The following is a 14,040-nucleotide window of genomic DNA, read 5'->3' as shown; positions in this document are numbered from 1 at the left end:
CCCATGGACGTCATCTCCGTCATCCGGACCAAGCGCGACAAGGGCGAACTGAGCCCCGAGCAGATCGACTGGGTCATCGACGCCTACACGCGCGGCGAGGTCGCCGACGAGCAGATGTCGGCCCTCGCGATGGCGATCCTGCTCAACGGCATGAACCGGGTCGAGATCGCCCGCTGGACCGCGGCGATGATCAACTCGGGCGAGCGCATGAACTTCGCCCAGCTCTCCCGCCCCACCGCCGACAAGCACTCCACCGGCGGCGTCGGCGACAAGATCACACTGCCGTTGGCCCCCATCGTCGCCGCCTGCGGCGCGGCCGTGCCCCAGCTCTCGGGCCGGGGCCTCGGCCACACCGGCGGCACGCTCGACAAGCTGGAGTCGATCCCCGGCTGGCGCGCGCTGCTCTCCAACGAGGAGATGCTCGGCGTCCTGGAGTCCACCGGCGCCGTCATCTGCGCGGCGGGCGACGGCCTGGCCCCGGCGGACAAGAAGCTGTACGCGCTGCGCGACGTCACCGGCACGGTCGAGGCGATCCCGCTGATCGCCTCCTCCATCATGTCGAAGAAGATCGCCGAGGGTACGGGCTCGCTCGTCCTGGACGTGAAGGTCGGCTCCGGCGCCTTCATGAAGAACATCGAGGACGCCCGCGAGCTCGCCGCCACCATGGTGGGCCTGGGCACCGACCACGGCGTACGCACGGTGGCCCTCCTCACCGACATGTCGACCCCGCTCGGCCTCACGGCGGGCAACGCCCTCGAAGTCCGCGAATCGGTCGAGGTGCTGGCGGGCGGCGGCCCGCGGGACGTCGTCGACCTCACCCTCGCGCTCGCCCGCGAGATGCTCGACGCGGCCGGACTCAAGGACGCCGACCCGGCCAAGGCGCTCGCCGACGGCTCCGCGATGGACGTCTGGCGCCGCATGATCGCGGCCCAGGGCGGCGACCCGGACGCGGCTCTCCCGGTCGCCCGCGAGCAGCACGTCGTCCACGCCTCCGAGAGCGGCGTCCTCACCACCCTCGACGCGTACGCCGTCGGTGTCGCCGCCTGGCGCCTGGGCGCCGGCCGCGCGCGCAAGGAGGACCGGGTCCAGGCCGGCGCGGGCATCGAACTCCATGCCAAGCCGGGCGACAGGATCACCGCGGGGCAGCGCCTGATGACCCTGCACACGGACACCCCGGAGAAGTTCGAGTACGCCCTCGAAGCCCTGAACGGCGGGGTCCTGACGGCCCCCGAGGGCACGGAGTTCACCCCGGCCCCGATCGTGCTGGGCCGCATCGCCTGACGCGCGAGGACGGGCACGACCGAGCGGGGCCGGTGGATTCCACCGGCCCCGCTCCTTTCGTCCACTCACGCGTCACCGCGTCACCGCGTCACCGCGTCACCGCGTCGAGATCGAGCGCCGCGGCGATGGCGTGGTACCCCGCGTCGTTCGGATGCAGACCGTCCTCGAAGACGTATCCGGGGCGCGGCATGTCACGGCCGGCCGGGCCGGACACCGCCCGGTCCGCGTCGAGCACCGCGTCGTACGCCCCGCTCGTACGGATCCAGTGGTTGACCGCGTCCCGTACCTTCTCACCCTCCTCGCTCCACACCGGGAACAGCGCGCCCGTGGTGTCAAGGACGGTCATGCCGACGTCCTTGACACCACGGGCGTGGGCGGCCCGGACCAAGTCGCTTGTGCCCCTCGATCAACTCCCGGGCGCCGGCCTTCCGGGCGGACCGTGCAACCGTGGCCCCCGCGAGCCGCAGCGGCTTTTTCCCGAAGGTGTTGTCCACCCGGATCCGCACTTCCGTACCGCCGGCCGAGACCCGCACGACCTGCCGCACCGACTGGTCGTCGAACCCTTCCAGCGACCAGTTGGGCCCGATGTCCCCGTTCCCGGCGCGGACCCGCTGCGGAGCCGCACCCCAGGCCCCGGCCCCGGCCCGTGCCGCGGCGGCGGGCGCGGGCGCCGCGGCCGGTGCGATCAGCCCGCCCACCGGAGCCGCGACGACCGGCAGCGCAGATGGCCCCATCGGAGGATCCCCTCGGTGTGATCGGGTCCGTCGAGGACAATCCCACCGTCGGTCCGGTCCGGAATCAGTGGTGCGAGCCCCCGGATCCGGGGTGGGGCGGGCCGCTGGAAGGCGGCCGCTGGAAGGCGGCCACCGATGAGTTACGTCCGCCGCCCGGGTCTGTCCGGTGTGAATGCCGTGATGCCGACCGTCCTCGTCGTCGCCGGCCGGGTGACCCCCGGCGACGTGCCCCGCCTGTGCGACGAGCTGGACGAGCTGCTGTACGCCTCCGGGGCCACCGAGGTGATCTGCGACGTCACCGGACTGGCCGACCCGGACCTCACCGCCGTCGACGCCCTGGCCCACCTGCGGCTCACCGCCCGCCGGGCCGGCTGCCGCCTGCGGCTGCGCGGCCCCCGGCCGGACCTGCTGGCGCTGCTGCGTCTCACCGGGCTCGGCGACGTCGTCCAGGCCGGCCCCGCGGGTCCGTAAGCATTTACCGGGCGGTATTCCTTTCGGCGCGATCACCCGATGGGTTGTTTTCACAAAAGTGGAAGAAAGCCGATCCGGCATGTCACATCGGGGATACAGCCATATCGGTGCGCGGCTCCAAATGGCCGAACAGGCGAGTTCAAGCGTGATTTTCCCACCGGCTTTCTGACAAAGTTCAAAGCCGAAATCCACGGTTGCTTTCTCGGTCAGTTCTACGGTCCAGGTATGAAGAGAGCCGCACGTGCTGCAAAGAAGTTGGACTGAGCAGAGCCAACTGACAGTTTTCCACCTCGTCCAGCCGGTGGAAGGGGGAGTCGCACGCGTCGTCACCGACCTCGTCAGGGCGCAGACGGGCGCGGGTCTGCGGACCGTCGTCGCCTGCCCGCCGGGCGGCGTACTGGCGTCGGAGGCCGCCGAGGCCGGAGCGCGCGTGCACACCTGGCCCGCCGAACGCGCCCCCGGGCCCCGGCTCGCCAAGGAGGTCATGACCGCCGCCCGGCTGATCCGCGCGTGCCGCCCCCACGTCGTGCACGCCCACAGCGCCAAGGCCGGGCTCGCGGGCAGGCTGGCGGTGCGCGGCCGGGTGCCGACGGTCTTCCAGCCCCACGCCTGGTCCTTCGACGCCGTGCAGGGCCGTGAAGCCGCGCTCGCCCTCGGCTGGGAGCGGTACGCGGCCCGTTGGAGCACCCGGACCCTGTGCGTCAGCGAGACCGAGCGCCGGGCGGGGGAGGAGGCCGGCATCGCCGCCCGCTGGACGGTGATCCGCAACGGCGTCGACCTCCGCCACTTCCGCCCCGACGAGGGCGCGAGCCGCGCCCCGGCCCGCGCCGCTCTCCCGCTCCTCTCCGGCCTCCCCGCCACAGCCCCCCTCGTCGTCTGCGTCGGCCGCCTGTGCCACCAGAAGGGCCAGGACATCCTGCTGCGGGCCTGGCAGCCGGTGGCCTCGGCGGTACCCGGCGCCCGGCTGGTCCTGGTCGGCGACGGGCCCGACCGCGCACGCCTGACGGCCCTGGCCCCGCCGGGCGTGCTGTTCGCCGGGACCAGCCGGGACCCCAGGCCGTGGCTGCACGCGGCGGACGTCGTCGTCCTGCCCTCCCGCTGGGAGGGCATGGCCCTCGCCCCGCTCGAAGCCATGGCCTGCGGCCGGCCCGTCGTGCTGTCCGACGTCAGCGGGGCCAGGGAGAGCCTGCCGCCCGGCCACGAAGCCCACTGCCTCGTACCGCCGCAGGACCCGCGGGCCCTCGCTGCGGCACTGACGAACCTGCTGACCGACCCCGGGCTCCGGGAGGCCCTGGGCCGCGCGGCCCAGACCCACACCCGGTCGACCCGTGACGTACGCAAGACCGCCGCAGCCGTTTCCGGCCTCTACAGGGAACTTGTCAGCCTGCCCCGACCCGCGATCATGATGAGGAAGCGCACCGAGCGATGACGACGGAGAGTGCATTCGCGCCCGACACCGCCCAGGCCACAGCCGTGCAGCTGACGGCTCCCTCGGTCCATCCGCCGAGGAGGGCGGCACGGCACCGGCCCGCCCCCCTGGCCCCACGGAGCCTGCGCCTGCGGGGCCCCCTCGTGGCGATGCTCGCCGCCGACGTGCTCGCCACGGGCCTCACCCTGGCGCTGATGCCCTGGCCGGTGCTCGTGTGCGTCCCGCTCGCGGCCCTCATGCTGGCGCTGCACACCTGGCGCGGCCTCTACCGCCCCCGTCTGTCCCCCTCGGCACTCGACGAGTTCCCCCCGCTCCTCCTCCTCGCCCTGGTCCAGTGGTACGCCACCGCGGAAGCCCTCACGGCGTACGACTCACGGCACGGCGCCGGCTGGACGGACCTGACCTGCGCCGCCGCCGCCCAGGCCCTGCTCGGCTGCGCCGGCCGGTCCACGGTCTACCGGATCCGCCGCCGCACGGCGGTCCGCCGCCCGCAGTCCGCACTGATCGTGGGCCGGACCCCGCTCGCCCAGCAGGTCACGGCGGCCCTGCAGGCCCGGACCGAGTACGGACTGCGCCCGGTCGGCCGCTTCGACCCGGCGCACCAGCCCACGGACGCCACCCCCGCGGACACGCTCCCCGTCCTCGCCACCCTGGAGGACGTCAGCCGGGCGGTCATCCAGAACTCCGTGCGCCACGCCGTCTTCACCGACCCGCCCCGGTCGGCCCCCGACGCGGCCGCGCTCGTCGAGATCTTCGCCGAGCACGACTGCCGGCTCTGGCTCGTCGACGGCCCGACAACCGGAACAACGACACCCGACCGCACACCGGACCCCGACCACCTCTGGGGGTTCGCCGTACGACCGCTCCGCACCGGCCCGGGCCGGCCCGTGGCCCGCGCGGGCAAGCGCGTCATGGACGCCCTCGTGGCCGCCGTCGCCCTCGTCGCGGCGGCACCGGTCATGGCCGTGTGCGCCCTCGCCGTACGCCTCTCCGACGGTCCGGGCGTCATCTTCCGCCAGGAGCGCATCGGCCGCGACGGCCGCCCCTTCACGCTCCTCAAGTTCCGTACGCTCCGCCCGGCCGACGAACACGAGTCCGCCACCCGCTGGAGCGTGGCCACGGACCACCGCATGAGCGTCACGGGCCACCTCCTCCGCCGCACGTCCCTGGACGAGCTCCCCCAGCTCTGGAACGTGCTGCGCGGCGACATGAGCCTGGTCGGCCCACGCCCCGAACGACCGTACTTCGTCACCAAGTTCAGCCACGCCTACCCCGGCTACCAGGCCCGCCACCGGATGCCCGTCGGCATCACCGGGCTGGCCCAGGTCAACGGACTGCGCGGTGACACCTCGATCGAGGACCGCGCCCGCTTCGACAACCACTACATCGAGACCTGGTCGCTCTGGCAGGACGTGTGCATCCTCACGCGCACCGCCACTTCCCTGTTCCGGCTCGGAGGCAGCTGAGCATGACCGCCCTGTGGACCGCCGTACCGGCGCCGCACCCGCGCGTCCAGTGGCGGGAACAACGCTGGTGGCCGGTGCTGCCCCTGCTCGCGACCGTGCTCCTCCTGGCCGTCCCGGTCCAGACGGCGGGAGCCGGAACGTCCGCCGACATCACCCCGGCGGACATCGCGTCGTGCGTCCTGGTGGCCTTCGCCCTCGGCCGCGTACTGCACCTGCGCCGGCGGCCGCTGACACCGGCCGCCGCGCTGGTCCTCGGCATCCCGACGGCCGGCATCGCCGTGGCGACGTTCACCGCCGCCGATCCGGCCGCCGCCCTCACCGGATTCGTCCGCTACCTCCAGGTCTTCGTCCTCGTCCCCACCGCGGTGGTCCTCCTGGTCCGCACCCCCCGCAACTTCCGCATCATCACCGGCTCCCTGATCGCCCTCGCCCTCGTCCAGGGCGCCACGGGCGTCCACCAGTACGCCACCGGCACGGGCGCGTCGTACCGGGGCGAGGACATCAGAGCGGTGGGCACCTTCGGCCCCACCGACGTCATGGGCATGGCCACGGTGGTCTCGTACGGCCTCCTGGCAGCGCTGGCCCTGGCCCTCCGTACGCCCGGGAAAGCCCCTCCCTGGCTGCGCCCCGCCGCCACCGCCGCCGCGGCGGCGCTCGTGGTCCCCCTCGCGCTCTCCTTCAGCCGGGGCGCCTGGATCGCCACGCTGGCGGCGGCCGTCGCCATGATCCTCCTCACCGGCCTGCGCCAGGCGGTACGCGCCCTCGCCGTCCTGACCGCCGCCTCGGTCGTCCTCGTCGGCGGCTTCGGCATCGGCTCCGAGATGATCTCGCAGCGCCTCACCAGCATCACCGAGGTGACGGAAACCCCCGACCGCTCGGTCACCGACCGCTACACGATGTGGGCCGCCGCGACGAGCATGTGGGACGACCGGCCCGCCACCGGAGTCGGCCTCAAGGGGTTTCCCGTCCACCGGGACGCGCACGCGTCGATCGGCCTGTCCTCCGGCAGCGACACGGCGGGCGCGGGCCAGGAATTCCACAAGCAGGCCCTGCTCTCCCCCCACAACATGTACCTCCTCGTGCTCAGCGAACAGGGCCTGATCGGCATCACCGCGTTCGTGGGCAGCTGGGCGGCGATCCTGGTGGCCGGAGTACGCAGACTGACGCTCCCCCGCAAGAACAAAAGAGCCACGGACTGCGGCCTGGCCGCGGTGGGCCTGATGACCTGGCAGACCGTCGACTTCCTGTACGCCGACATCGGCGGCCCCTCGACGGTGCTCACCGGGATCGTCCTGGGCCTGGCCGCGTGGTGGGCCCTGGCGCAGCCGGCCGAGGCGACCGCCGCATGACCGACACGGACGAGCAGAGCAAGACACCCCGCACCCGCACCGCACTGGACGCCCCCACCACCGCCTCACCCGCCCCGGTGCCGGGAGGGGACGTGCCGGTTCGCTCCCCGCAGGGCGTCGAACACCACACGCCCGAACGGTCCACCCCCCCGAACGCCCGGCGCCCGAGGAGACGCCCCGGCGCGGCAACGACCCCGAAGCCCCCGCACCCGAAGCCCCCGCCCCCCGCAGCAGCCGGCGCCCCCGTCCCCCCGAAGCTGGGACGGTTCCTCGCGAGGGCCGCGGCGGTCACCGCCGGACTGACGGCGGCAGGGGCGCTGTTCGGACTCGTACGGGACCAGGCCATCGCCCACCTCTTCGGCGCGAGCGTGGACAGCGACGCCTTCCTGATCGCCTGGACCGTGCCGGAAATGGCCTCCACGCTCCTGATCGAGGACGCGATGGCGCTCCTCCTGGTCCCCGCCTTCAGCCACGCGCTGGCCCGCCGCGCGGCCCAGCGCACCCAGGACCCGGCCCTTTCGTACGACGCCGTCCGGGCGCTGGTCCTGGCCACCCTGCCCCGGCTGTCGGCCCTGCTGGCCTGTGTCGCCTGCCTGCTGATCCTGGGAGCCCCCTGGGTCGTGCGGATCCTCGCGCCGGGCTTCAGCGACCCCGCACTGGCCGTCGACTGCACCCGCCTGACGGCCGTGACCGTACTCACCTTCGGCATCGCCGGATACTTCAGCGCCGCCCTGCGCGCGCACCGCAAGTTCCTCCAGCCGGCCGGCGTCTACGTCGCGTACAACCTCGGCATCATCGTCACCACGCTCACCCTGCACTCGCTGTGGGGCGTACGGGCCGCCGCGGCCGGGGTCGCGGTGGGCAGCCTCCTGATGGTCCTGACCCAACTGCCCACCTTCCTCAAACTGGCAGCCCGCCCCCGCCCCCGCCCCCGCACCGCACCCCGCCCCCGCATCGGACTCCGCACCCGCACCGCCGCCACCCCCCTCCTCGGCACCGCCGTCCTGGCCCCCGTGGTCCTCTTCGCGATCGGCCGTCAGTCCCAGGTCCTGGTCGAGCGCTTCCTCGCGTCCTCCCTGCCCGGCGGCGCCATCTCGCACCTGAACTACGCGCAGAAGGTCGCGCAGATGCCGATGGTGCTGTCCCTCATGATCTGCACGGTGACGTACCCGGTGGTGGCCCGTGCCATGGCCGAGGGAGACCACGAGGGAGCCCGCCTACGGGTCGAACGCGACCTGGCCCTGGCGGCGATGGTGGTCCTCCTGGGAACAGCGCTCGTCCTCGGCTACGCGCCCCAGATCGTCGAAGTCCTCTTCGAGCGCGGCGCGTTCGACGCGCAGGACACCGCGACGACGGCGACCGTCATGCGGGTGTACGCCGCCGGCCTCCTGGGCCACTGCCTCGTCGGCGCCCTGAGCAGGCCGTTCTTCTCCACGGGCCGGCCCACCTGGTACCCGGCCGCCGCGATGGCGGCCGGGCTCCTGGTCACCACCGCCGTCGGCGCGGCCGCGGTCGGCCGCTTCGGCGTCCACGGCATCGCCGCCGCCAACGCCGTCGGCATCAGCACGACGGCGCTGCTGCTGCTCAGCGGTCTCGGCTCGCGCGTGGTCTCCATCCGGGTACGGGCCGTCAGCGCCTCCTTCGCCCGACTGGCCGTCGCGGCCGCCGCCGCCGCCGCGACGGGCTGGACGGTCGCGCCGATGACGGCCGGCCCCCTGCCGAGCGTGGCCGCCGGCTGCGTGCTCGTCCCCGCCGTATTCGTCCTCACCGGACTCGCAGTAAGAGCTCCCGAAGTCGTTCACCTGCTGGCACTCACCCGACAGAGGTTCCGTCATGGCCGCTGACACGGCGATCCGTAGCGCCGAACGCCCCACGCCCCGACCCCACTCGACCCGCCACCCGGCCGGCCCCTCCCAGCCGTGGATCCTGATGTACCACTCGGTGGGCGACCCGACGGACGACCCGTACGGCATCACCGTCGCCCGCGACCGGCTCGACCGCCAGCTGGGCTGGCTGCGGCGCCGAAGACTCACCGGCGTCGACGTCGGCACGCTGCTGCGCGCCCACGCGGCCGGCCGTGCCCGGCGCCTGGTCGGGCTGACCTTCGACGACGGGTACACCGACTTCCTCCACGAGGCGCTGCCGGTGCTGCGCCGGCACGCGTGCACGGCGACCGTGTTCGTCCTGCCCGGCCGGCTCGGCGGCTCCAACGAGTGGGACCCGCGCGGCCCGCGCAAGCGGCTGATGACCGAGGAGGACATCCGGTCGGTCGCGGCGGCGGGCATGCAGATCGGCTCGCACGGCCTGTACCACCAGCGCCTGGCCGGCCTGTCCGACGACGCCCTCCACCAGGAGACGCGCCACAGCCGGGAGCTGCTCCGCGAGATCACCGGCACCGCCCCCGAGGGTTTCTGCTACCCGTACGGCATCGTCGACGACCGGGCCACCGACGCGGTCCGCGCCGCCGGTTACACCTACGGCTTCGCGATCGACCCCGGCCCGCTGCTCGGCCCGTACGCCCTGCCCCGCACGCACATCAGCCACGCCGACCGCAGCCTCCGGCTGTGGGCGAAGCGCCTGCGCCACCGTTTCGCGCTGTCCGGGGACTCCCGGTGAAGGCGCTGCACATCATCACCGGGCTCGGGGTCGGAGGAGCCGAGCAGCAGCTCCGCCTGCTCCTGCGCCACCTGCCCGTGCGCTGCGACGTCGTGACGCTGACCAACCCGGGGGCGGTGGCGGACGGCCTGCGCGCGGACGGCGTCCGGGTCACGGACCTGGGGATGAAGGGCAACCGGGACCTCAAGGCGGTGCCCGCGCTGGTCCGGCTGATCCGCCGGGGGAGGTACGACCTCGTCCACACCCACCTGTACCGCGCCTGCGTCTACGGGCGGATCGCCGCGCGCCTGGCCGGGGTCACCGCCACGGTCGCCACGGAGCACTCGCTGGGGCACGCGGAGATCGAGGGCCGCCCGCTCACTCCGGGCGCCCGCGCGCTGTACCTGGGGACCGAACGCCTCGGCTCGGCCACCGTCGCCGTGTCCGCCACCGTCGCCGGGCGGCTGCGCGACTGGGGCGTACCGGCCGCGCGGATCCACGTCGTACCCAACGGGATCGACGCGGCCCGCTTCCGCTTCGACCCCGCGCGCCGCCTCGCCACCCGCGCGCGGCTGGGTGTCCCCGCCGACGCGTTCGTGGTGGGCGGCGTGGGCAGGATCGTCCCGGGCAAGCGCTTCGACGTGCTGGTCCGCGCGGTCGCGGCCCTGCCCGGCGCCTGGCTCCTGCTGGCCGGCGACGGTCCCGACGCGGACGCGCTGCGCACCCTCGCCTCCCGGCTGGGAGCCGCGGACCGCATCCGCTTCCTCGGCGAGTGCGACGCCGCCGCCGCGGACAGCCTCGTGCACAGCCCCGCCGCCCCGGCCGCCGTGGCCTGCGCCGGCGGCGCCCTCACGGCCGAAGCCGCCCACCACCCCGCCGGTACGCCCCGCCCCGCGTCCCGCACCACCGCGTCCCGCCCCGCCGGTACGCCCCCCACCGCCGTCCGCCGCCCCCCTGTTCTCCGCAGAGGTGCCACTGCAACCACCGCCACCGCCACCGCCCCCGGCATCCCGGATCTTCTCTGCGCCATGGACGCCTTCGTCTCGGTGTCCCGCGAGGAGGCATTCGGCCTGGCCGTCGTCGAGGCGCTGGCCGCCGGGCTGCCCGTACTCCACAGCGCGTGTCCCGCCATCGACGACCTGCCCGCGGGCCAGTCGCCCGGCGCCCGGCGCATCAGCGGCGACACCGGCGAGCTGACGGCGGCCCTGCGACGGCAGATGGAGAGCGGAAGGCGCCGGCTGCCGCCGCCCCCGGCCGTCGGCCACTACGACATCGCCCGCAGCAGCGAACGCCTCATGGACGTGTACGCACACGCCCTCGCCCTCCGTCCCCCCATCTCTTCCCCGACCACGCCTTCTCCGACCAAGCCTTCCCCGACCAAGAGAGCACACCCATGACCGAGTCGCCCGAGCCGCAGCCCGCCGCCCCCGGACGGATCAGCCGGCTCCGTGCCAGGACCACCGACCTCGTCGACATCGTCCTGAGCGTCCGGATCCCCCCGTTGCCCGTCTGGTGGCCCCTGCCCGTCTGCGCACTCCTCGGCACGGTGTGCGGAGTCTCCTACGGGGCCCTCAAGACCCCGGAGTACACCGCCACCAGCTATGTCGTCGCCGTCCCCGGCAAGGGCATCGAACCGACCGCGGCCCTCGGCTACGCCCAGGCCTACGGCCGGATCACCACCAGCGACTCCACCCTCGCGTACGCGCGCGTGGCCGCGGGGGTCCCGCCGCAGACCCTCCGCAGCCAGGTGCGGACCGAGACGTCCCCCGACTCGCCGATGATCGCGATCACCGGCACCGCCACCAAGCCCGCCGTGGCCGCGGACATCGCCAACGCCGTCGCCGACGCCGTCTTCGTCAGCAGCAACCACGTGTCCAAGAAGACCGGCGTGAAGCTCCTCGTCTTCTCGCAGGCCATCGCGCCGGACGAGCCGGCCTCCCCCTCCGCCGCGATCAGCGCGGCCGTCGGCGGATGCGCGGGCGGGCTCATCGGCGGGCTGGCCCTCCTCGTACGGCCGCGGCTTCCCCGCCGGGCCGCGTCCGCCCCGGTGCCCGCCCCCGCCACCGCCCCCGCCAACGCCGAGCGGGAGCTGGTCTGATGGCCGACGACCGGCGGGGCACCACCGTCACCCTGTGCCGCGACCCCGGGCGGTTCGCCGCACTGCGGGAGGAGTGGGACGCGCTCCACCGCCGCTGCGCCGCCGCCACACCGTTCCAGAGCCACGCCTGGCTCCACTCGTGGTGGCTCTCGTACGGCGCGAACGGCCTGCTCCGCGTCGTCCTGGCCCGTCGCGGCGGCCGGCTGATCGGCGCGGCGCCGCTGATGCTCGTGCACCGCCCGATGCCGCTGCTCGTGCCCATGGGCGGTGCGATCTCCGACTTCTTCGACGTACTGGTGGACGACGAGGAGGCGGGAAGCGCGATCACCGCACTGGAGCGCGGGCTCGACCGCGCCGCCCGCCAGGCCGTGATCGACCTGCGGGAGGTGCGCCCCGGGGCGGCGGCCGAGACGCTGTACGAGACCTGGACCGGCGCCCGCAGCCGCCTCACGGACTCGACCTGCATGGAACTTCCCGCCGAGCCGATCGACGGCCTGGTCAAGCGGATGCAGAGCAGCCGGGCGCAGCGCGTACGGGCCAAGCTGCGCAGGATCGACGCACTGGGGATCGAGGCCCGCACCGTGGCGGAACACGAAGTGCCCGGCGCCGTCGGCCGCCTGCTGCGCCTGCACGAACTCCAGTGGCGGGGCCGCGGGGTGAACGTCGAGCACCTCAGACCGCGCTTCGCGGAGCACCTGGTGCGCGCCACGCGCCGGATGCTGGCCGGCGGTGACGCCGCGGTCACGGAGTTCCGGCTGGCCGGCGAGGTGGTGGCCGTGAGCATGACCCTCCAGTCCGGCCTCCTGTCCGGCGGCTATCTGTACGGGGCCGACCCCGGCCTGCGCGACAAGAAGGTGGACGTGGCGACGATGCTGCTGCGCCACGAGGCGCACCTGGCCGCCGGCTCGGGCCGCGGCGTGCTGAGCCTGCTGCGCGGGTCGGAGCCGTACAAGAACCAGTGGCATCCCGAGACGGTCACCAACCAGCGGCTGCTGCTGGCCCGGTCCGGCATGGAGCCCCTGCTGCGGGTGCGCGAGTCGCAGGTGACCATGCGGGACCGGGCCGCCGAGACCGTGAGCACGCGGTTCCCCGCGGCGCGTGACTGGCGCGACCGGCTGAACAGCTGGCGGGCGGACGGTGTCGCTAGAACAACAGCCGGTCCGCCGACGGCGGGGACTTCACACAGAACCTGAAGTCCGGCACCCACTGGTTGATCCAGTCGCCCAGCTTCACCGGCGCGCACCAGTCGTCGGAGTTCGGCTCGCGCGGCGGTTCGGCCGGCGCGGGCCTGTCGGGCCTGCCCTCCGAGGGCTCCGCCGGGGTGGGCGCCGGGGCCGGTGGGACCTGCCCCGGCGTTCCGTACAGCTTCGAGCGGAACACCTCCGACGACTCGGGGTTCTCGTCGCACTGCCAGACACCGTGCGGGCAGTAGTCGGTGATCGTCTGGTAGAGCGGCTTGTGCCGGGCCATCCAGTCGAGCATGCGGCTCATGTACTCGGGGTTGTCGCCGTTGCGGAACAGCCCCCACTCGGGGTACGAGATCGCCTTGTTGTGGGCGGCGGCGAAGTCGACCTGCGCCTGCAGCCCGTACGGCCCCGACACGTGCTCGTCGAACGTCTCGCCGGGAGGCTGGTCGTAGGAGTCCATGCCGATGATGTCCACGACGTCGTCGCCGGGGTAGCACTCGGTCCACGGAATGGCGTCCACCCCGCGGTTGGGAGCGAAGTCGAAGCGGAACTCCTGGCCGGGAACGGAACGCATCGCCTTGACGATCCGCTTCCAGTACGCCTTCCAGGCATCGGGGTCGGGTCCGCAGCGGTGCGTGTACGTGGTGCCGTTCATCTCCCAGCCGAGGACGATCACCGTGTCCTTCGCGCCCAGGTCCACCAGGCGGTTGGCCAGGGTCCGGTAGTGCGCGTCATAGCTGCCGGCGGCGCCCTCCTGCAGCAGGTCGCGGACCTCGTCGTCGGGGACGCGGGCCTCGTTCCGCTCCAGCATGGGCACGTTGAGCACGAACATCCGGTCGTCCGCACCGCGCCGCCACTCGGCCCAGGGGCGCAGGAACTCGGGGCGGCCCTCGATGTTCGACCAGAGATCACCCGGCAGATAGGTGTGCCCGACCGTCAGTTCCGCACCGCCCAGCCACTTCGACAGCTCGGCCATGCGCTCCACGCCCTCGGGCCCGTAGTGGAGGTACGCGCCGATGGCGGGCACGCGGCTCTCCTGCTCCGGCTCGGGCTTCGGCTCCTGCTCCTGCTCAGACTCCGGTTCTGGCTCCGGCGTGGCGGGGGCGGGAACGGGAACGGGGGGATCGGTGGGTGCTCTGTCTGCCGCCTCTGCTCCGAAAACACCACTGGCGACGATGAGACTTATAGCAACCGTCCCGATGCAGGTGCCAGTGAGACGGCGCCGCTTGGACATGACTCCTCCTGGTATCTGTCGATTCATACCGATGTGAACGACAGTAGGCAGAAAGTCTTATTAATGGGTTGTCCTCGCGCTCGTCAGTAGGCCATTGGCGATATGCCCGCCCCGAAACGGGCCACTCGGCTGAAATGCGCGAACCCGTGCGCCCCCGGGCCGGTCAGACCTGGGGCCGCACGGGTTCACGGGCGGT

General features: G+C 73.4%; 13 protein-coding genes. 10 read left to right on the top strand and 3 right to left on the bottom strand.

Annotation, left to right across the window (positions count from 1 at the left end; all coding sequences use genetic code 11):
* The first annotated feature begins 3 nt into the window (after positions 1 to 3).
* Complete coding sequence (locus tag ACWDZ4_RS28690) at positions 4 to 1,281, top strand: thymidine phosphorylase (RefSeq protein ID WP_451511294.1); 1,278 nt, start codon at positions 4 to 6, stop codon at positions 1,279 to 1,281.
* An 88-nt stretch (positions 1,282 to 1,369) separates the two neighbouring features.
* Here ACWDZ4_RS28690 and ACWDZ4_RS28685 read toward each other — a convergent pair whose 3' ends face one another.
* Together ACWDZ4_RS28685 and ACWDZ4_RS28680 are read right to left on the bottom strand one after the other, a co-directional pair.
* A complete protein-coding gene (locus ACWDZ4_RS28685) occupies positions 1,370 to 1,627 on the bottom strand; it encodes a hypothetical protein (protein ID WP_451511293.1) in 258 nt (85 codons plus the stop codon).
* A complete protein-coding gene (locus ACWDZ4_RS28680) occupies positions 1,614 to 2,015 on the bottom strand; it encodes a hypothetical protein (RefSeq protein WP_451511292.1) in 402 nt (133 codons plus the stop codon). The genes ACWDZ4_RS28685 and ACWDZ4_RS28680 overlap by 14 nt, the downstream gene beginning before the upstream one ends.
* A 135-nt stretch (positions 2,016 to 2,150) precedes the next feature.
* Between ACWDZ4_RS28680 and ACWDZ4_RS28675 the strand changes: the two genes are divergently transcribed.
* The 9 genes from ACWDZ4_RS28675 to ACWDZ4_RS28635 all read left to right on the top strand — a co-directional run bounded on the left by ACWDZ4_RS28675 (position 2,151) and on the right by ACWDZ4_RS28635 (position 12,616).
* Complete coding sequence (locus ACWDZ4_RS28675; RefSeq protein ID WP_451511291.1) at positions 2,151 to 2,486, top strand: STAS domain-containing protein; 336 nt, start codon at positions 2,151 to 2,153, stop codon at positions 2,484 to 2,486.
* Between the two features lie 241 nt (positions 2,487 to 2,727).
* Positions 2,728 to 3,915: a glycosyltransferase gene (locus ACWDZ4_RS28670; protein ID WP_451511290.1), complete on the top strand. Its 1,188-nt coding sequence runs from the start codon at positions 2,728 to 2,730 to the stop codon at positions 3,913 to 3,915.
* Positions 3,912 to 5,381, top strand: coding sequence for an exopolysaccharide biosynthesis polyprenyl glycosylphosphotransferase (locus ACWDZ4_RS28665; RefSeq protein ID WP_451511289.1), 1,470 nt, complete (start codon positions 3,912 to 3,914; stop codon positions 5,379 to 5,381). Before ACWDZ4_RS28670 ends, ACWDZ4_RS28665 begins: the two co-directional genes overlap by 4 nt.
* Before the next feature lie 2 nt (positions 5,382 to 5,383).
* On the top strand, positions 5,384 to 6,730 hold the full coding sequence (locus tag ACWDZ4_RS28660) for an O-antigen ligase family protein (RefSeq protein ID WP_451511288.1): 1,347 nt from the start codon (positions 5,384 to 5,386) through the stop codon (positions 6,728 to 6,730).
* Positions 6,727 to 8,574 carry a murein biosynthesis integral membrane protein MurJ gene (gene murJ, locus ACWDZ4_RS28655; RefSeq protein ID WP_451511287.1) on the top strand — a complete coding sequence of 616 codons (1,848 nt, stop codon included), beginning with the start codon at positions 6,727 to 6,729 and terminating at the stop codon, positions 8,572 to 8,574. The genes ACWDZ4_RS28660 and murJ overlap by 4 nt, the downstream gene beginning before the upstream one ends.
* Positions 8,564 to 9,346: a polysaccharide deacetylase family protein gene (locus ACWDZ4_RS28650; RefSeq protein WP_451511286.1), complete on the top strand. Its 783-nt coding sequence runs from the start codon at positions 8,564 to 8,566 to the stop codon at positions 9,344 to 9,346. Before murJ ends, ACWDZ4_RS28650 begins: the two co-directional genes overlap by 11 nt.
* Positions 9,343 to 10,722, top strand: a complete 1,380-nt coding sequence (locus ACWDZ4_RS28645; protein WP_451511285.1) for a glycosyltransferase — start codon at positions 9,343 to 9,345, stop codon at positions 10,720 to 10,722. Before ACWDZ4_RS28650 ends, ACWDZ4_RS28645 begins: the two co-directional genes overlap by 4 nt.
* Complete coding sequence (locus tag ACWDZ4_RS28640) at positions 10,719 to 11,423, top strand: lipopolysaccharide biosynthesis protein (protein WP_451511284.1); 705 nt, start codon at positions 10,719 to 10,721, stop codon at positions 11,421 to 11,423. The genes ACWDZ4_RS28645 and ACWDZ4_RS28640 overlap by 4 nt, the downstream gene beginning before the upstream one ends.
* On the top strand, positions 11,423 to 12,616 hold the full coding sequence (locus ACWDZ4_RS28635) for a GNAT family N-acetyltransferase (protein WP_451511283.1): 1,194 nt from the start codon (positions 11,423 to 11,425) through the stop codon (positions 12,614 to 12,616). The genes ACWDZ4_RS28640 and ACWDZ4_RS28635 overlap by 1 nt, the downstream gene beginning before the upstream one ends.
* Here the strand turns inward: ACWDZ4_RS28635 and ACWDZ4_RS28630 are convergent.
* Positions 12,567 to 13,844: a glycoside hydrolase family 26 protein gene (locus tag ACWDZ4_RS28630; protein ID WP_451511282.1), complete on the bottom strand. Its 1,278-nt coding sequence runs from the start codon at positions 13,842 to 13,844 to the stop codon at positions 12,567 to 12,569. The genes ACWDZ4_RS28635 and ACWDZ4_RS28630 overlap by 50 nt on opposite strands.
* Positions 13,845 to 14,040: the final 196 nt, after the last annotated feature.

This window comes from Streptomyces sp. NPDC003016 (assembly GCF_053591455.1).
This window is presented reverse-complemented; position numbering and strand designations above follow the sequence as displayed.